The sequence below is a fragment of the Corynebacterium sp. KPL4015 genome, assembly GCF_040225725.1.
In the GTDB taxonomy this organism is placed as follows: domain Bacteria; phylum Actinomycetota; class Actinomycetes; order Mycobacteriales; family Mycobacteriaceae; genus Corynebacterium; species Corynebacterium rhinophilum.
Map to the genome: position 1 here is coordinate 26012 of NZ_JBEHGF010000024.1, position 18740 is coordinate 44751.

Here is an 18740-nt window from a genome sequence, read left to right on the forward strand (position 1 = left end):
TTTAGGCATTTCCTCCCAATGCATCGAGGGGGTTGGCTTTGGCTACGCGGCGGGTGGAGACTAGGGCACCGGCCATGCCCAGGATCCAGATGCCGACCGCGGGAACGATGATGGTGCGCACGGTTACGTCGAAGGGGACGGTGCCAGAGGCCAACAGGCCCAGTAGCCAGCCGACGAATGCGCCGAGGATGGTGCCGGCCGCCAAAATCAGCGCGGCTTGGGCCAGGGCATCGCGCAGCAGGTAGCGCACCGAGGCGCCTAAGGCGCGAAGGATGGAGAGATCGCGGGTGCGCTGCAGGGTCCACACCGTCAGGAAGGCGACGGTGACCAGGGCGGAGATGCCGTAGAGGAAGCCCTGCATGGTCAGCAGCGAACCGCGCTCGGACTGGTAAGCGGGCAGGCCGGAGAAGGAATCAGACATCTCGACCGAACCGGGTACCTCTTCGGAGTGCAGGGCAACCGTGCCGACTACCCCCTCTGGGGCATGGCTTACCTTTTGCCAGGTCTGGGTAGATACCCACACCACAGGCGAGTGGGAGAACTGCGTTTCGGCAACGGTGCCCTCTACGGAAAGGTCTACTCCGCCGATATTCACGGTGCCGGAGGCATCAATCGTGTCAGACAGGACGGCGCCATCTTCCGGAATGGTGGCGTTAGTATTGGGGATGGTCGTACCGGCCGGAAGGCCCATCACGCCTACCGCGCCCTCGCCCTCCAGCTTGGTTTGCGCGGTGCCCAAGGCAATCGCATCCCCGGAAAGATCCTTTTCATGGATCTCGGACTCGTTATAGGCGGGCTCTTCGGTAGAAAAGCTGACGTAGGGGTGATCTTGCGCCACGGCCTCAAGCGCCGAGGTATTTTGCTTGGACAGGCCCTCCGTCAGGCCGGAGAGCATAACCAAAAGCAGGGTAATAAGCGCTACGGTGCCGCCGATGAGCCCGAAGCGGCCGCGCGCAGCGGTGATTTCACGAATAGCTAAGAACATACTTCTATAGTCCCTTTGTGCAGGTCAGAAGTAATCGACGGCCTAGTTGAACCTCCAGTCAACCAACTGGTTGATCCCTCATCCACCCTCCGGCAGATACTGTAGGAAATTGTGTTTTCTGGACAGAAATTATGGCTCTGGGGCCTACACGCCATGTTCGCGTTTCTGCTGCTTTTCGGCGTGGCCCGCGCCTATATCGATGACCGCTTGGACGCCCGCGCCATCCTTTTGGCCATCGGCCTAGCCGCGGTGTACGCGGCCGAGCGCTGGCTTCCCACCTGGCTCTGGCTCACTGGGCTGTGCCTGCTCTGGTTGGGGCTGATGGTCCACGCGCAGGATTTCATGTGGCTCGAGTTCCCGCTCATCTTCGTCTTCCTGCGCGCCTTGCCCAAGTGGCCAGGCCTTATCTCCATCACGGTGCTGTGGGCGGCGGCCGCCTTCATCCCCGCGTGGCTGCATCCGGATGGCTGGTCCATCGCCGCGGCCATGGGCCCGCTTATCGGCACGACCTTTGCAGCGGGCGTGTTTTATATCCAGCGCCGCTTGCAGGCGGAGGCGGCGCATCACAGGGACATCGCCAAGCAGCTGCAGGAAACCCAGGCGGAGCTTGCAGCCAGCGAGCACCAGGCCGGGCGCCTAGAAGAGCGCGAGCGCCTCTCCCGGGATATCCATGACACCGTGGCCCAAGGGTTGAGCTCCATCCTGTTGCTATCCCGCGCCGCCCGCACGACCGATGATCTAGAGACCAAGGACGAGCAGCTCGCCGTCATCGAGGACACCGCTGGTGAGAACTTGGCCGAGGCCCGTCGCTTCGTCCGCGAGCTCGCCGGTCCCGATGAGCGCCTAGAAACCCAGCTGGATTCCATCCTGTCGCAGATGCGCCGACGCGCGGAGGCTTTGGGCGAGGACACCACCTTCGACCTCGTCGTTTCCGGTAGCGGCAGCGTTCCCAGCGATATCAAGCAAGTGGTCGTGCGCGCCGCGCAGGAGGGCCTTAATAACGTGATCAAGCACGCGCACGCCTCCCGCGCGGTGGTCACCCTGGGCCTTTTTGAGGATGCAGTCACCCTGGACGTCGTGGATAATGGGCACGGTGTAGTTGAGCCCCCGCGCCACGGCGGCGATAGCGGCTTTGGCTTGCAAGGATTGTCCCAGCGCGTGGAGAGCGTCGGTGGCTCCCTGAGCCTCGAATCCGGCGATGGCACCGCCCTTGCCATTAGAATCCCCCTCAAGGAGCAGCCCCATGGTTAATGTCATGCTTATCGATGACCACCCCGTCGTCCGCGCCGGGCTGCGCGCGATACTCAATACGTTTGCCGATGTCCGGGTGGTCATGGAAGGCGATAATGGCGCGGACGTGGACAAGCTCTGTGCCGATGACGCCCCCGAGGTCGACGTCGTGGTCTGCGATATCCAGATGCCGGGCGTCGATGGCATCACCGCCACCAAAAAGCTGACCGAGGCCGGCGGCCCACCCGTGCTCATCCTCACCACCTATGACACCCAGGCCGATATCCTGGCCGCAGTTGAGGCCGGCGCGATGGGATACCTGCTCAAGGATTCACCCGAGGAAGAGCTGCACGAAGCGGTGCTCAATACCGCCGCGCGCCGGCGCACCCTCGCCCCAGAGGTGGTCAACCTCCTGGCGCAGCGCGTGGGCCAGCCCGAGCAGTCCCTGTCCACGCGCGAGCTGGAGATCCTCCGCGCCCTCGCGACCGGCTCTTCCAATAAGGAACTAGCCAACCAACTCTTTATTTCTGAGGCCACCGTGAAGACGCACCTCATTCACATCTATCAGAAGCTGGGCGTGGACACCCGCACGGCCGCGGTGACCGTAGCCCGCGAAAGAAAGCTCATTTAATGCTCGATTGCATCGTTATCGGCGGCGGGCAAGCCGGCCTGGCCACCAGCTATTACCTGCGCAAGAAGGGGCTCGACTTCCAGATCCTCGATGCCGAGCCCTCCCCCGGCGCGGCCTGGCGCCACGCGTGGCCGTCGCTCACGCTATTTAGCAATAGCGCCTCCTCCAACCTGCCCGGCTGGCCGATGCCCCACCACGAGGGTTTCCCGCCCGCCAGCCACGTCATCGATTACTTCGCCCGCTACGAGCAGCGCTATGACCTTCCCGTACGCCGGCCGGTGTGGGTCCAGGAAGTCACCCACGATGGCGAGAACTTTCATGTCACCACCGATGACGAACACCTCACCGCGCGCACGGTGGTGGCAGCCACGGGCACGTGGTCCTCGCCGTTTATCCCCTACTACCCCGGTTCCTTTGCCGGGCGGCAATGGCACTCGGCGGTCTACCCCGGCCCCGATCCCTTCCGCGGTGAGTCCGTCGCCGTTGTTGGGGCGGGCAATTCCGGGGCGCAGATTGCCGCAGAGCTCGTGCTCTCCGGCGTAGAGGCCACTTGGTTTACGGCAAATCCGCCGCGGTGGATGCCCGATGACGTTGACGGCCGCGTGCTTTTCCAGCGCAACCGCGCCCGCCTCAACGCCATGATGCGGGGCGAGCCCGATCCCGGCGCGGATACCAACTTGGGCGATATTGTCGTCGTTCCTCCCGTCAAACGCGCCCGCGATGAGGGCTTGCTCGAGGCCTCCCCCATGTTCTCTAACCTCGATGAGGTGAAGGCAGATCACCTCATCTGGTGCACCGGGTTCCGCCCGGCGCTGGGGCCTTTCCGCGCGCTTCTCGATGGCCGCACCCCCACCGTCGAAGGCCTGTTCCTCGTCGGCTACGGAACCTGGACCGGCCCCGGTTCCGCAACCATTACCGGGGTGAGCCCCTTTGCCAAGCAGACCGCGGGGGACATCGCCAAGCTCTGCTCCCCCGACCTTTAGCCGCCCAAAAATGGTTGCATCACAATTCACGTATCATGGTGAGCATGAGCACGCTACTTGTTACCCGTAACGAAGACAAATCCGTCACCACCTCTTTTGAGGAAGGGGAATTCCTCGGCGAGGGTGACCTGACCGTTGACGTCTCTTATTCCTCGCTGAACTACAAGGACGCGATGGCGATTACCGGCGATCCCGGCGTCGTCCGCACCAACCCGCTGGTGCCCGGTATCGACGTGGTCGGCACTGTATCCGAGTCCAACGTGCAGCGCCTGCCGGTGGGCACCCTCGTTGCCTCCTTCGGCGATGGCCTTGGCGAATTCCGCCACGGCGGCTACACCCCAAAGCAGCGCGTCAATTCTCGCGCCACCGTTGCCCTGCCAGCAGATTTCACCGCGGAACAGGCCGCTGCCGTCGGTACCGCCGGTTACACCGCGGCGCTGTGCGTTAACTCGCTGCGCGGGCTTCCCGAGGGCCCCGTCCTCGTCACCGGCGCCACCGGCGGCGTCGGCTCCATCGCCGTCAACCTTCTGCGCAATGCCGGCTACGAGGTCCACGCCATGACCGGCCGCCCCGACGATTACGCCAACTACCTCCACGAGCTCGGCGCGCACGAGATCATCGATCGCGCCGAATTCACCGAACCGGGCAAGCCCCTGCAAAAGGCCATCTACGCCGGCGCCGTGGATACCTCCGGCTCCCAGGAGCTGGCAAACGTCTTGGCCCGTACCAAGTGGGGCGGCACCGTTGCCGCTACCGGTATGGCAAGCGGCCCTGACCTGCCCGCCACCGTGATGCCCTTCATCCTGCGCAACGTGCACCTGGCTGGCGTGAACTCCGTCGATGCCCCACTGCACTATCGCCAGAATGCTTGGCAGCTCCTCGCCCGCACCTTGGACTTGTCCATCTTGGAGTCCTTGACCAATACCCTTCCACTGGAAGATGCGGTGGAGGAAGCACAATCGCTCATCAACGGCAGCCACCACGGCCGCACGGTGCTGAAGATTTCCTAAGGCCTAAGCCCTTTAGGGCCTACAGCCACAAAGGCACCCCGTCACTCCTGGCGGGGTGCCTTTTCTGTGCGCCGGGGCTCTTGGATCCTAGGCATCGCCCGCCAAGTGCCGCGTAATCTTCCTCGAGATGGATCCCAGCAGCCGCAGCTCCTCTTCCGTCAGGACAGAAACCACCTTTTCATCTACTTTAGCGGTATGACTGCCCAAGGCTGCGGTGAATGCTTCCTCACCTATTTTCGTCACTGTGACTTCAATAGCCCGGGGTCTTAGCTCCTCCGCGTGCCGCCTTGAAACCAAATCGCGCCGCTCCATCCGGACAAGCTGTCGGTGTAGCCGCGATTTCTCCCACCCAAGTTCCGCAGTCAGCTCATGCGGGCGGGTGCTCTGCCCACGGCGGCGCTGCAGAACGGCCAGCACCGCATAGTCAGCCTCACTCACATTCGCGGCTGCGTGCAGTGCGTTGGCCAACTCCCTATGCAGCTCGCGCTGCATCGCTACAAAGTCCGCCCACGCCGCACTTTCTTCTGGGCGCACAGTTTCCCCCTTTGGCTTTGACTTAAATAGCATTATATACTGCGCAGTTGATTACTCAACCGAGAATTGAGTAGAGCGGTTGATCCATCAACCCCCACCATTTATTAGGGCGTGGGATTTGGACTTCCAATCATTCATAATGGCCATATTTTTGCCAATTTAAACCCATATACTTTGCTTTTCATAATCTATTTATTGGTCCTGACGTTTGCTGGATACTATCTATCATTAGGACTTAATAAGTATCTATCGGCCGGATTTCGAGCCGGCTGCGACCCCCGTCGGGTAGGCGGCTGTCTATGATGGCGGACATGGATAAACTTTTTAGCGCCTGCGGATTCGACTTCCTGGACACGGAGGAACTCATCGCGGAGCTTCCCACGGAGCGGACCCTGTGGGACGCACCGGCTTTTGATCAAGTGCTCTACTATGCGGACCCCTCCGGGATTGCCGTCACGGCGATGGAGTACGAGGGGGAGTGGACCGTCTTGCCGTCATTCCGAGGCGGGGAAGACGTGGAGGCAACGCTATATCGCGCCATGCCATTTATTGGCATCCTGGAAATGGAGGATCTCCGGTGGGCGGTGCTTAGCGATGCCCCCTTCACGCTTCCCACCGGCAACCCCGTGGGCGGTGAAAATCTGCGCGGCCGGGTGCGACCCGCAGTCGTTGCGTTGGACTATGAATTAACGGAACCGGCGGAGTTCTCGCTGCAATCCCCAGCGACGGAACGGTTCTATCAAAACTACAAGCCCAGCCTGCTCAACCCGCAGGTCGAGCTAGCTGGCACCGTGAATAATGTCGAGAAAAAGACCAATGAATTTGGGGGAGGGGAGTTCTGGGTAAGCGAAATCGACGGACTCCCGCTCATTGTTGATGCCCCAGTTGAAGCGGGACAGGGAATCCGGGCGCACGGCATCGCGCTATGCGCCACGGAGTACTGGGATTAACCGCCTCGCTGATTGGAGAAGGTAGCTCCTACTGTTGCGGAGCCGCAGGTACCAAGGCTACAAGGCGCTCGAGGTAGTCCTTTACAAACTCGATGGTGCTGGACGGCTCGATCTTTCCGTCTTCACCAATGAGCTGGGGTGAATTGCCCAAGAATACCTCGGGCTGACCGGGCATCGGCATGTCGAAGTAGGACAGTGCTAGGCGCACGTTCTTGTGGGAGGAATACCCACCCATGCGGCCCACGGAGTGGCTAATGATGCCAGCTGGCTTATTCTTCCAGGACACATCGGAATTGGGTTTGGATCCGATATCGATGGCATTTTTTAAGCACGCCGGGATGGTCCGGTTGTTTTCGCTGGTGACGAACAAAATCGCGTCCGCATCCTTAATTGCATTGCGGAAATCGGTGTACGCTTCCGGCGTGGGTTTATCCGCCACGCCAGGATCGTCGTAGTCGAAATCATAGAGCGGGAGGTCACGCAGGTCGTAGCGCTGGCACTCAACGTGCTCGGGGACCAGTTCCATGGCATGGTTGGCGATCTTTTTCGCAATGCTTTCCCGCCGCAGGCTGCCGACGAGTACAAGAAGTTTCATGATATGTGTCCTTTCGTGTGGAGACTTAGTGGTTTTAGAAATCCCAGTCGGCATCGGAGGTCTCTACAGCTTTGCCGATGATATAAGAGGACCCCGAACCCGAAAAGAAATCGTGGTTTTCATCCGAACCTGGCGTGAGTGCCGCGAGGATTTTTGGGTTGACCTGACATTCCTCGTACGGGAAGAGGTTGGGATAGCCCAAATTCATCAAGGCTTTATTGGCGTTGTAGCGCACGAACGTCGCGACATCATCCATAAGCCCGTACGGTTCATAGAGCTCGCCGGAATAGCGCATCTCCAGGTCATAGAGCTCGCGCACCAAGTCAAAGGTAAATTCCCGCATGTCCTCGCGGCGAGCTTCCGTGGCGTGATCCAATCCCCGCTGGAACTTATATCCGGAGTAGTAGCCGTGGACCGCCTTATCCCGCAGGATGAGCCTGATCATGTCTGCCGTATTGGTCAGCTTTCCGTGCACGCTAAAGTGCAGCGGAAGATAGAAGCCGGCGTAAAGCAGCAAGGAGGACAAGAGGGTCGAGGCAACCTTGCGCTTTAGTGGGTCATCGCCATAGTAATGCACCATGACACTGGTCGCGCGCTGTTGCAGCACTGGGTTATCCACGGCCCACGCATAGGATTTCTCAATCTCTTCGGTGCTGGCCAGGGTAGAAAAGATTGAGGAATAGCTCCGCGCGTGTACCGCCTGCATGAAGGCGATATTGGTATAAACGGCCTCCTCATGCTCAGTCCGGGCATCTTGAATCTGGCTGATTTCTCCCACGGTGGCCTGCACGGTATCCAGTAGCGTCAGGCCGGTAAAAACGCGAATGGTGAGATCGCGTTCGGCTGGATCCATGCGCGACCAGTCATTGCGGTCATTGGAGAGCGGGACCTTTTCCGGCAACCAGAAATTCGAGGTCAGGCGGTTCCACACCTCCAGGTCCTTGTCATCCCAGATGCGATTCCAATTCACCGGGCGTAACGGGGTGGAAGCATCGTGGCGAAAATGCGGCGGGGTTTGGGATCGCTCAATGAGCTCTTGATATTTCATCGATGTTTTCTCGTTTCTTTTTCTTAGGCGTCCTTAGACATCAGGGAATGGACGCGTGTGCGGTGGACTCGTGTGCGGTGGGGTAGAGGTGGTGTGCAAAGAAGTCCTGCAAACCCTCCCGTACGCGGGCAACATCGCGGTCAGTACCGAGCAGCTCAAAGCGGTAGAGCTCTGGCACCCCGCACTTTCGGGCGATTTGTGGCCCAGCGCAGCAAAAGGCCTCGCCAAAATTGGTATTTCCTGAGGTAATGACGCCGCGCAAGAGTGCACGGTTTTCCGGAACGTTGAGGAATTGGCGCACCTGCACCGGAATTGCCGCCTTGATATTGCCGCCGCCGTAGGTGGGGACGATGAGCACAAAAGGCTCGGTGACATAGAGCATTCCTTCACGCTTCGGACGCAGAGGGATGCGTGCCGCTGGAAACCCCAGCTTGTGGACGAAACGGTGGGTATTTTCACTGACCGAAGAAAAATACACAAGATTAGCGGCGGTATTAATGCCGCAGGGTGGCGTCGAGGCTGTAGTCATCTCGCTCCTTAGTGGCTGCGCCGAAGCGCACTTTCTGCTTCAACTACAGATCTAGCGTACTTTTAACTACGTCGCAACTAACCACTATTGACATGCGCAAATACCCCTCCCTTCAGAAGGGAAGGGGCAGGAAAGTTATATGCGCACCCACACGGCGCGGGCTGCGTGGGAGCTCAGGGAGAAAGCCGCGGCATCTTCATTCTGGGCATACTCGTTCTGGTTGCCCTCTACGCGCACGGCCATTCCGCCGGAATACGGCTGGCTGTCTTGCACGCTCACGGCAGCGCCGATGGTCAGGTTATTCTCGCTAAAAAAGCGCAGCAGATCGGCGTCCACATCACTAATGCGATCGACTATGCCCGCCTCACCGGGCTCCAGATCGCTGAGTTTGCGCAGATCCCCTGGCTCGGATGCCGGGGTCGCGGCATAGTCCGCGGGGTAGTCGCCCGCGGCGCTGGGGATAGGGTCTCCATGCGGATCGCGGCGCGGAAATCCCAGCTCAGCGTCTATGCGCTCTAGGAAGAAATCGGAGACGCAGTGCTCCAATTGCTCGGCTTCCGCGTGGACCTGGTCCCAGCGGTAGTGCAGGGATTCCACCAGGAAGGTTTCGATGAGGCGGTGCCGCCGCACCATGGCGAGGGCAAAGGCACGCCCCTCGGTACTCAGCCCGATGGCGCCATACGGCATATGGGTGACGAGGCCCTTTTTCTCGAGCCTCCGCACCGCATCAGACGCGCTGGAGAGCCGTACGCCTATGTGCTGGGCGAGCATCTTTACCGTCACGGGGTCGTCGTGCCATTCGCCCAGCTTAAACAGGGCCTTGAGGTAGTCCTGATTGGATGGCGAAAGGCCCGAGACGTCCACGCTCATTGGTTACTTAACCACCAGGTTCACCATCCGGCCGGGAACGTAGATCTTCTTCACCACGTTCTTGCCGGAGGTAAGGTCAGCCACCTTGGCATCGGCAAAAGCAGCCTCGAATACGGTGTCTTGGTCAGCATCGACCGCGACGTTGATGCGGGACTTAACCTTGCCGTTGATCTGGACTGGCACCTGAATCTCATCATCTACCAGGTATTTCTCCTCAAAAGAGGGGAGTGGCTCGTAGGTGATGGTCTCATCGTGGCCAAAGCGCTGCCACAGTTCCTCCGCAATGTGCGGGGCGATGGGGGAGACCAGCTGCGCGATGGGCTCCACCGCCGCGCGCGGAGCCTCGGTGCGGTAGGTCTTGGTCAGATAGTTGACGTACTCGATGAGCTTGGCCACGACCGTGTTCAGGCGCAGGTTCTCATAATCATCGCGCACGCCCGCGATGGTGCGGTGCAACTGCTTCAGGTCATCCTGGGTGAGCTCGGCATCGGTAGTAGCCACTTCACCGGTGTCCTCATTAATGGCCAGGCGCCACAGGCGCTGCAGGAAGCGCTGCGAACCGACAACATCCTTGGTCGCCCACGGGCGGGAGGTATCCAACGGACCCATGGACATTTCGTACACGCGCAGGGTATCGGCACCGAAGTCGCGGCAGATATCATCCGGGGCCACGGCGTTTTTCAGGGACTTGCCCATCTTGCCGTACTCCTGGTTGACCTCCTCGCCGTTGTAGTAGAACTTGCCGTCCTTTTCCTCTACCTCTGCGGCAGGGACATACACACCGCGGGAATCGGTGTAGGCGTAGGCCTGAATATAGCCCTGGTTGTACAGGCGGCGATACGGCTCCTGCGAGCTGACAAAGCCCAGGTCAAAAAGCGCCTTGTGCCAGAAGCGGGCGTAGAGCAGGTGCAACACGGCGTGCTCGACGCCGCCGACGTACAGATCTACACCGCCCGGATCGTTCGCACCGTGCTCATCTGGGCGCGGGCCGGTCCAGTAACGCTCGTTTTCGATATCGCAGAAGGCCTCGCTATTGCGGGGATCGATATAGCGCAGCTGGTACCAGGAAGAACCCGCCCACTGGGGCATAACGTTGGTATCGCGGTAGTAGGTCTGCGGGCCATCGCCCAAGTCCAGCTCTACCTCTACCCAGTCGCGGACCTTGGCCAACGGCGGCTGTGGCTCCGAGTCCTTATCTTCTGGATCGAAGGAGGCCGGCTTGTAGTCTTCCACCTCGGGCAGCTCAACCGGCAGCATCGACTCTGGCAACGGGTGGGCCATGCCATCCTTGTCATAGACGATGGGGAAGGGCTCGCCCCAGTAGCGCTGGCGAGCGAAGAGCCAGTCGCGCAGCTTGTACTGAATCTTGCCGCGACCGGAGCCGTCCTTTTCCAGCCATTCGATGGCCTGGGCGATGGCCTCCGCCTTATTCAGGCCATTGAGATCCAGGCCCCTATCGTTGGCGGAGTTCACCAATGCGCCGTCCTCGGTCCAGGCTTCTTCTTCGATATTGCCGCCGGAGACAACCTCCGTAATCGGCAGCCCAAAGGCCTGGGCAAACTCATAGTCACGCGTATCGTGCGCGGGCACCGCCATAATGGCGCCGGTACCGTAGCCGGTCAACACGTAGTCCGCGATGAAAATCGGGATCTGCTTGCCATTGACCGGATTGGTGGCATAGGTGCCCAGGAATACACCGGTCTTTTCCTTATTTTCCTGGCGCTCCAGGTCCGACTTCGCCGCGATATCCGCGCGGTAGGACTCGACGGCTTCCTTCGGGTCATCGTTGCCGTAGGTCCAGCGCTCGTCCACGTCATCGTCGTAAGGGATGGGGGACAAGAGGGCATCGACAAGCTCATGCTCCGGCGCCAAAACCACGTACTCCGCGCCAAAGAGCGTATCTGGGCGCGTGGTAAACACGTCGATGCCGTAGCCTTCCGCAGGGAAAGTTACCTCCGCGCCGCGGGAACGGCCAATCCAATTGCGCTGCATGGACTTAACCTTCTCCGGCCAATCCAGCAGCTCCAGATCATCGAGCAAACGATCCGAATACGCGGTAATGCGCATCATCCACTGGGACAGGTTCTTGCGGAAGACCGGGAAGTTGCCGCGCTCAGACTTGCCCTCCGCGGTGACTTCCTCGTTGGCCAAGACGGTACCCAAGCCCGGGCACCAATTCACCGTGGAATTGGACAGGTAGACCAGGCGGAACTCATCGACTGCCTGGGCTTTTTCCTGCGGGGACAAATCCTCGTAGTAGCGCCCGTCCTTGGTGGTGCGCTTATTGGCCTCCAATTCCTTGATGAGCTCAGCAATGGGGCGAGCCTTTTGCTGCTCTTCATCGAACCAGGAGTTATAAATCTGCAGGAAGATCCACTGGGTCCACTTAAAGAACTCAGGATCCGTGGATTCCACCGAGCGGCGCGGATCGTGGCCCAAGCCCAGCATGCCCAGCTGGCGGCGCATGTTGTCGATATTGGCCATCGTGGTGGTCCGCGGGTGCGTACCGGTCTGGATGGCGTATTGTTCGGCCGGCAAGCCGAAGGCATCGTAGCCCATGGTGTGCAGCACGTTCTTGCCCAGCATGCGGTTATAGCGGGCATAGGTATCGGTGGCGATATAACCAAACGGGTGCCCCACGTGCAGGCCCGCACCGGAAGGGTAGGGGAACATGTCCTGCACGTTGAGCTTTTCCTTGGGCAGCTCGCCCGCACCCGTGGCTAGCGAACCGACCGGGTTCGGCGCGTTAAAGGTCTCGTGGTCCTTCCAATACTGCTGCCAAGTCTTTTCGATCTGGTTCGCCAGCTCAGGGGTGTAGCGGTACGACGTGGAATCGCTCGGTTTAGTCATAAATACACAGTGTAATAGCCCCAACCCGGCGCGGGGTAGGCAGAGGTGGGTTTTGCTTCACTAATTCGGCGCCGTACCGGTAGCCAGGCGAAATTCCTTGACACGACTCCTGCGGTGAGTGCGGGGGAGTGGGGCAAAGAGTAAGGCGCGCTACGGGATGTTCCGGCAGTGTTTAGGAACTATTAACGCGCAGTTCCTGTCGTGGTTGAATCGCGCCTTTATCTTCAACTCAAGGCTTTGCACCCAGCCATGTCTGGGTGATTTCTCTCTTGTTTGCAGGGCACCATCTCTTCGTTTCTCACCTCCATAAAGGACAATTCATGCGCACTTCTCTCCGCATTGGCGCCGCTGCCGTAGCCGCGACCGTAGCTACCGCTGGCGCAATTGCTCCAGCCACCGCCACCGAATCCCAGGGCCCAAAGAACATCATCTACATGATTGGTGATGGCATGGGCTACGGCCACGTGGCCTTCAACAACCTCTACGAAACCGGCCAGTCCAAGTACCTGGTCGATGGCGCATTTAGCGCCGAAGGACCAGAAGAACTCGATGGCGAATCCGTGCAGCACTTCGAAGACTTCAACCGCCTGTCCATGACCACCTACCCCAATAACTCTTCCTACGACCCACAAAAGGCATGGGCAACCCATGAGTACGTGGATAAGGGGTACACCGATTCCTCTGCTGCCGGTACCGCCATGTCCACCGGTGTGAAGACCGATAACGGCAAGCTGGGCGTTAATGATTACGGCCACGAGCAGGAAAACACCTCCGAGCGCGCCAAGAAGGCCGGAAAGTCCGCCGGCGTGGTCTCCTCCGTGCCGTTTAGCCACGCCACTCCAGCTGCCTGGGCCGCGCACAATATCTCCCGCAATAACTACCTGGAGATTGCGGATGAGATGTTCAACTCTGATCTCGATGTCATCATGGGTGCCGGCCACCCGTTCTACGACGATGACAATAAGAAGAAGGATGAGGCCAAGTACAAGTACCTGTCTGAAGAGGTCTACAACAAGCTATCGTCCGGCGAGTCCGACTGGAACTACGCCGAAACCAAGGAGCAATTTGAGGCTTTGGCCAATGGCGATGTCGCGGCGGGGGAGAAGTACTTCGGCCTGGCCCCTGTGGCCTCTACCTTGCAGCAGGGGCGTACCGGCGAGTCCACAGTGCCTTATGACACTCCGTTCAACGATGTCGTGGATCTTCCCACCATGACCACCGGCGCCCTCAACGCGCTGGGCCAAAATGACGAGGGCTTCCACGTCATGATTGAAGGAGGTGCCATTGACTGGAGCGGCCACGGCAACGAATCCGCCCGCGATATCGAAGAGGTACAGGACTTCAATAAGTCCGTCGATGCCGCCATCGACTGGGTAGAAGAAAACTCCTCCTGGGACGAGACCCTGTTGGTCGTTACCGCTGACCACGAAACTGGATACCTCTCCGGTGCCAACGAGCGCTCTGAGGGTAAGTTCAACTCCATGAATGGTGGCGGTGGCAACACCCTGCCCTCTGGCCACCAGTGGTACTCCACGCAGCACACCAACCAGGTCGTCCCCTTCTTCTTCAAGGGTGCTGGCTCTGAGGCCCTTCGCGCGAAGGCCACCCACACCGACCCCGTGCGCGGTGACTACATCGATAACACCACCTTGGCCAAGCTCACCCTGAATGAATGGTGGATCAAGCACGATGACCAGGGCGGCAACGACCAAGCAGACGATTCTGCATCCGATCAGCCCGGTAATAACGCCGGTACCGATGACGGCTCTTCCAAGAGCGGGCTGCTCGCTGGCATCGCGGGTGCCGGTATCGCCTCTCTAGCCATCGGGGCCATTGTCTTCTTGGCGCAGCAGCTGGGCATCATCACCATCAACCCGAATGCTTGGCGGAACTTCTTCCACTAGTCCACGCGATCAATCGCGCGCAAAGGCTTTCATCACTCTCAGTGGTGAAAGCCTTCTTTTTGCCCTCTGCCTGCAGAATCCACATCTTTTCAAAAATGATCTAGGCTGGTGTAAATGAGCCAGGAGAAGTTTCGTAGCCAGCTATCATCTTTTCTAGACGCGGCGGTTTTTCAAGGGGTCCCGCATCTTCGCCTCTCGCCGGATACCGATACTTTAGAGCTTTACCTGCCAGCCGTGAGCGCGGCCTATGAACCGGAAGACCCCCAATGGACCGTGACCACGCAGTTGCTGGATGGCACGGAGGTCACCCGCAAGTTTTATTACGTCGCCGGTGAGGAACCTGGCTTGTGGGTTTCCATGCCGCAGGCCTTTACCCACCTTGCCGTAACGTTTGCGGAACAAACGCTGGAGTTTGCGGGTATTGCCAATGGCGGCCTGCTGCTCGATTCCGCGCACCGGCCCGTCGATAGCACGCAGCCCATCCCGCAGGGCGCGTATATCTTCATCGCACCGACCGGTACGCAGTTAACTCCTGCCCCGGAGAACCAGCCGCGCCCGCATGGCGCGTGGGAAGGCTGGTCCATCCTTGAGGTAGCGGCAGAAGATTCCTTCTCCATCGCTGTGCCGCGCCAAGACAAGGCCACCATCACCGTTGCGGAGAGCGCGGATTTTTCCTGGGATATGGCGGTCAAGTCCCTGCCCAACGCGCGCGGGCTGGACGGCGAGCTGGTGTACACGAAATCCCCGCGCCTCTTGGTCAATACCCCACTTCACCTGCAACTGACCTATGTCCCCATCGGTGGGGAAGAAGAAGAAATCTTAGAAGATGAGCTGCCGGAGGGAATCCATGAAGTCCTACCCGGTGACGTCTTCGAAGACCCTTGGGTGGGCCGGTATCGCTTTAGCCTGTACAAGGGCGAGGAGCTTGTCGATGTCCACTATCTCAACTTTGCCGAAACCCTCCACATGCGCTCCAAGAACGAGGGGCCCCGCGGCACCAACTTCCGCTTCATCGACGCCCTGGGTAACCTCTCGCCGTTTAGCTATGCCTTGGCCTCGTCCCCCGATAAGCCCATTCACATGGAGAAGGGCCAACGCGTATTTGGCGAAGACGAATCGGTGCGCGAGGAAACCATCAGCAGCGAGGCCGGCTACGAGCTGACCTTTGAGGTCATTCCGGCGACCATCCGCACGCGCGTGAAGCGCACCGCGGCCGAGCCCGTGGATTATATGGATAAGCAGGTCATCCTGGCGGATCAGCTGGATGCGGATGCGCTGTTTACGGTGCACTCGCCGGAGCCGCTACCCCTGGCGAAATTCGTGGTCATTGATAAGAACCAGAAGATCCGGGATCTTGTGACCGCCAATGGTTCGACGGAGGCGACGACCACGCTCTCCGTGCCGAATCGCGCCCTCAAGGCCGCGCTGACCAAGAAGTCCTCGCTGGAGCTCTACCTCCTGTGGTCCACACTGTCCTATGAGGAGTATTTGGAGGGCCTGCCGGATAAGGAGCGCGCGGCGCACCTCAAGCGCAGCATGGACCGCCGCGTGATGGAATACGAGGCAACCGCGGCAAACGATCTGATCTATGCCGCCATCGCCACGGTGCGCAAGGCGCCGCTGGTCGCCCGCGCCACCATCGAAGATGGCATCTTGATACCCGAGCAAACCCACGAAGAAGAAGTGGAGCTTTTGGCCTGGGCGTGGCCGCTTGGCAACCCCGCCAGCGAGCCGCTGCCCTTGGAGCCGGTGGAGGAGGGCTTCGAGCTACCGGAGGAATTGCACGAGGCTGGCGATCTCATCGTGGACTTCCGCGAGGATGAACCGGCCAGCGATCTCGCCGCCCCGCAGTACCCACCGGCAAGCTCGCTTATCATCTTCCACGACGGCGAGAGCGAGAATACCGCCGGCACGTGGGAGAACTATGCCGCCCTGCGCCGCCTCGCTCCCAAGGCCAAGGAGACCTTCGAGGGCGTTATCAAGAACATCGAGGCCGATCCGCGCGCCAGCCTTGATGCGCTCATGCAGGTGGACTTCGAGCGCGGCCAGCGCATGCGCGCGTTGGTGCGCACGGGCCTGATTACCCGTTCCTTTAGTAGCGATGGGAAAGAGGCCGCGGAACCTTCTTCCGTGCTCGCCGCGCTTGCCGATGCCAACCAGGCCCACGTGGAACACTCCGGTTCCCCCTCGCTGTGGCGGACGGCCACCACGGGAGTAGACGATGTCACCCGCCCTATGCTGCTCATGAGCGCCACCGGCGAGGCCCCAACGCCCGCTACTGACAGCGCGCAGCTGTGCGATGACGCCCACCGCATCGCCGCGCTGCGCGAATGCTTCGATAACGACTTGGCGCTGACCCGCCTGGGGACCATGTCCAACCTGCGCACTACCGCGCTGCAATTGCGGGTGACGCTGCAGCAATTGGGCGTAGATAAGTCGGTATTGCACACGCTGCTCGCCCTGGACGCCTTTGGGGATGGAAACACTGATCTTGGCGGCTCTGCCTGGATGCCGTTTATTTCTTATGTCTTTGCCATCGCCGCACGTGGGGTGGCCAATGGGAAGCTGACGGATGCGGCCGTGGCCTCCGCGCTAGATAATGCCCTCCCGCAGCTCGCGGAGGCGGTCTCGCTGGCTCCTGAGCTGTTTTACCGGGATATTCTCACTGCGGAGGCCCTTACCCGCGACTACAGTGACTGATATGCAGGTTATTTCCACCAACGTCGCCGTACGCAGGCCGGATCCGAGCGGGAGGCATGAGTTTTCGGGCATCGACAAGCGCCCGCAAGACTTTATCGATATTTCCGCACCTGGCCCCAATTACGGCGATGGCTCTGGCGTGCGCGGCGATTCTATCGGCGATAGCGAGCACCACGGTGGAAGTGACAAGGCGGTCTATGCCTATGCCCGCGAGGAGCTAGATTATTGGGAGGATTCGCTGGGCCGCACGCTGGATTCAGGGGCCTTTGGGGAAAACCTCACTACGCGCGGCATTGATCTCTCCGCGCTGCTTATCAACCAACGCCTCCACATCGGCACGACTACGCTCGAGGTCTCCGTACCCCGCCAGCCATGCGCAACCTTTTCCGGCTGGGTCCAGGAAAAGGGCTGGCTCAAGCGGTGGACCGCGCGCGGCGATTGCGGCGTGTACTTCCGCGTCATTTCGCCCGGGCGCATTTCTGCTGGAGATGCCATCACCTGCGGCCCCGCTCCCGCGCACGATATCACCATGCGCATGGCTTTTGCGGCCAAGATGGGGGACCGGGCACTGGCTCGGCGCGTGGTCGATGCCAAGTGCTTGCCGCCCCAGCACGCAAAAAAGCTCCGGGTATAAACCCGGAGCCAAATACCTGTGCCGCTTTAGGCCGCCTGCGCGCCCTCTGCGGCGCTGATAACGGGCGCCTTCGCCTTGGGGTAGCGGCCGTGCACCATGTAGTAGTACACCGCCGCGACGACGATGAGGCCGGCGAGGATGAGGTACATCGTATCGAAGCCAGTGGCACTCACGATGGGGCCAAGCCCGAAGGGGGCGAGGCCGATGCCGAAGTCCATCAAGAGGAACCTCGTGGAGATGCCCGCGCCTATCTGTGCGGCCGATACAGAGCGCACCGAGATGGCCTGGCAGGCGGGGCTTAGCGTGCCGTATCCCATGCCCGTAAATGCACCCGCGACCACGAGCATGACGTCATTGCTGGGAAAGCCCATGATGATAAGGGCGATGGCGAAGGACACCAGGCCCAGGTACATGACCGAATTATCGCCTTTGTGGTCCTGGATGCGGCCCAAGAAGAAGCGCATGATGAGCATGACTACGGCGTAGCCGATGAAAAAGAGGCCGGCGCCGGTGGCCAGGTCCTCTTCGCGCGCATAGGCGTTGAGATAGGTGACCACGCCGGAGTAGGCGATGCCCACCAGGAGCATGAAAATACCAATGGGCACCACGTTGGGGTGCACGGCATTGCGCAGCTTGAAAGCGGGCTTTTCTTCATCGAGCTCCGCCGGGTAGCGCAATACGAGCGCCAGCACGAGGGAGACGATATTGGATCCCAGGGCGACCCCAAAGAGGGTGTTGTAGCCAATATTATTGGCCAAGAACAAGCCCACTGCCGGGCCAAAGGCGGTGGCAAGTGTAGTGCCGAGGGCGAAGTAGCCGGTGCCCTCCGCGCGGCGCTGTTGGGGGATGACGGACTGCGCAACGGCCATGAGCGCCGTAGAGGTCAACGCATAGCCTGCGCCGTGAAGCAGCCGCACGAGGATGAGGACGGCCACGTTATGGACCACGAAATAGCCCACCGTCACGATACTGACAAAAGCCAGCGAGGTCAGGGCGGCGCGCTTTTGCCCCACGCGGTCCACCAACCAGCCAGAGAAGATGCGCATGAACGTCGCACCCAAAACAAAGGCGCTAGAGGCAAAGCCGCTGACGGTATCGGAGGCCCCGAAGCTTTCGACGGCATACAGGGCCATGGTCGTTACCGTTAAGTAGAAGACAAGAAACTGGCCAAAATTAGCCACCCACGCCAACTGAACTGGCCCCCGAAAGTTGGACTGGTTTAATTCTAGGTGATGAGGGGTTCAAGGGTCTGATTCCGATATTGCATCGGGGTCAGGCCCTTGCATC

Annotated in this window: 16 protein-coding genes; 8 read left to right on the forward strand and 8 right to left on the reverse strand. The window is 60.2% G+C overall.

The features are described from left to right. Nucleotide 1 precedes the first annotated feature (1 nt). Nucleotides 2–985 (reverse strand): ABC transporter permease, encoded by a 984-nt coding sequence (locus ABRP64_RS09135; RefSeq protein ID WP_284770823.1) that lies wholly within the window; start codon nt 983–985, stop codon nt 2–4. A gap of 153 nt (nt 986–1138) precedes the next feature. Between ABRP64_RS09135 and ABRP64_RS09140 the strand changes: the two genes are divergently transcribed. Genes ABRP64_RS09140 through ABRP64_RS09155 form a run of 4 tightly spaced genes read left to right on the forward strand, consistent with a single transcriptional unit; the run spans nt 1139 to nt 4839 of the window. Beyond that, nucleotides 1139–2236: a sensor histidine kinase gene (locus tag ABRP64_RS09140; RefSeq protein ID WP_284770831.1), complete on the forward strand. Its 1098-nt coding sequence runs from the start codon at nt 1139–1141 to the stop codon at nt 2234–2236. Beyond that, entirely contained in the window at nt 2229–2846 is a 618-nt protein-coding gene (locus tag ABRP64_RS09145; protein ID WP_284770822.1) for a response regulator, read from the forward strand. The genes ABRP64_RS09140 and ABRP64_RS09145 overlap by 8 nt, the downstream gene beginning before the upstream one ends. Further along, nucleotides 2846–3829: an NAD(P)-binding domain-containing protein gene (locus tag ABRP64_RS09150; RefSeq protein WP_284783151.1), complete on the forward strand. Its 984-nt coding sequence runs from the start codon at nt 2846–2848 to the stop codon at nt 3827–3829. The genes ABRP64_RS09145 and ABRP64_RS09150 overlap by 1 nt, the downstream gene beginning before the upstream one ends. Nucleotides 3830–3864: 35 nt before the next feature. Beyond that, a complete protein-coding gene (locus ABRP64_RS09155; protein WP_284770821.1) occupies nt 3865–4839 on the forward strand; it encodes an MDR family oxidoreductase in 975 nt (324 codons plus the stop codon). Between the two features lie 87 nt (nt 4840–4926). Here the strand turns inward: ABRP64_RS09155 and ABRP64_RS09160 are convergent, their stop codons facing one another. Continuing rightward, nucleotides 4927–5373 (reverse strand): MarR family winged helix-turn-helix transcriptional regulator, encoded by a 447-nt coding sequence (locus tag ABRP64_RS09160; protein WP_349866227.1) that lies wholly within the window; start codon nt 5371–5373, stop codon nt 4927–4929. A gap of 311 nt (nt 5374–5684) precedes the next feature. On the opposite strand from ABRP64_RS09160, the gene ABRP64_RS09165 reads away from it, so the two are divergent. After that, complete coding sequence (locus ABRP64_RS09165) at nt 5685–6323, forward strand: hypothetical protein (RefSeq protein ID WP_349866229.1); 639 nt, start codon at nt 5685–5687, stop codon at nt 6321–6323. A 28-nt stretch (nt 6324–6351) separates the two neighbouring features. Here the strand turns inward: ABRP64_RS09165 and ABRP64_RS09170 are convergent, their stop codons facing one another. The 5 genes from ABRP64_RS09170 to leuS form a co-directional block, all read right to left on the reverse strand. Further along, the gene (locus ABRP64_RS09170; protein ID WP_284770818.1) at nt 6352–6918 is read right to left on the reverse strand and encodes an NADPH-dependent FMN reductase; all 567 of its coding nucleotides are present in this window, start codon (nt 6916–6918) and stop codon (nt 6352–6354) included. A gap of 34 nt (nt 6919–6952) precedes the next feature. Next, nucleotides 6953–7966 carry a class 1b ribonucleoside-diphosphate reductase subunit beta gene (gene nrdF, locus ABRP64_RS09175; protein WP_284770817.1) on the reverse strand — a complete coding sequence of 338 codons (1014 nt, stop codon included), beginning with the start codon at nt 7964–7966 and terminating at the stop codon, nt 6953–6955. 40 nt (nt 7967–8006) lie between these two features. Beyond that, a complete protein-coding gene (gene nrdI, locus ABRP64_RS09180) occupies nt 8007–8495 on the reverse strand; it encodes a class Ib ribonucleoside-diphosphate reductase assembly flavoprotein NrdI (protein WP_349836801.1) in 489 nt (162 codons plus the stop codon). A 135-nt stretch (nt 8496–8630) separates the two neighbouring features. Beyond that, complete coding sequence (locus ABRP64_RS09185) at nt 8631–9365, reverse strand: metal-dependent transcriptional regulator (protein ID WP_296089157.1); 735 nt, start codon at nt 9363–9365, stop codon at nt 8631–8633. A 3-nt stretch (nt 9366–9368) separates the two neighbouring features. Next, a complete protein-coding gene (gene leuS, locus ABRP64_RS09190; RefSeq protein ID WP_349866231.1) occupies nt 9369–12215 on the reverse strand; it encodes a leucine--tRNA ligase in 2847 nt (948 codons plus the stop codon). Nucleotides 12216–12535: 320 nt separating this feature from the next. Between leuS and ABRP64_RS09195 the strand changes: the two genes are divergently transcribed. The 3 genes from ABRP64_RS09195 (at nt 12536) to ABRP64_RS09205 (ending at nt 17453) form a co-directional block, all read left to right on the forward strand. Then, on the forward strand, nt 12536–14119 hold the full coding sequence (locus ABRP64_RS09195; RefSeq protein WP_284852481.1) for an alkaline phosphatase: 1584 nt from the start codon (nt 12536–12538) through the stop codon (nt 14117–14119). A gap of 114 nt (nt 14120–14233) precedes the next feature. Next, entirely contained in the window at nt 14234–16819 is a 2586-nt protein-coding gene (locus tag ABRP64_RS09200; protein ID WP_284852480.1) for a hypothetical protein, read from the forward strand. Between the two features lies 1 nt (nt 16820). After that, entirely contained in the window at nt 16821–17453 is a 633-nt protein-coding gene (locus ABRP64_RS09205) for an MOSC domain-containing protein (protein WP_284783142.1), read from the forward strand. A 26-nt stretch (nt 17454–17479) separates the two neighbouring features. On the opposite strand, the gene ABRP64_RS09210 is transcribed toward ABRP64_RS09205, so the two are convergent. Continuing rightward, the gene (locus ABRP64_RS09210) at nt 17480–18634 is read right to left on the reverse strand and encodes an MFS transporter (RefSeq protein ID WP_349866234.1); all 1155 of its coding nucleotides are present in this window, start codon (nt 18632–18634) and stop codon (nt 17480–17482) included. Nucleotides 18635–18740 lie beyond the last annotated feature (106 nt).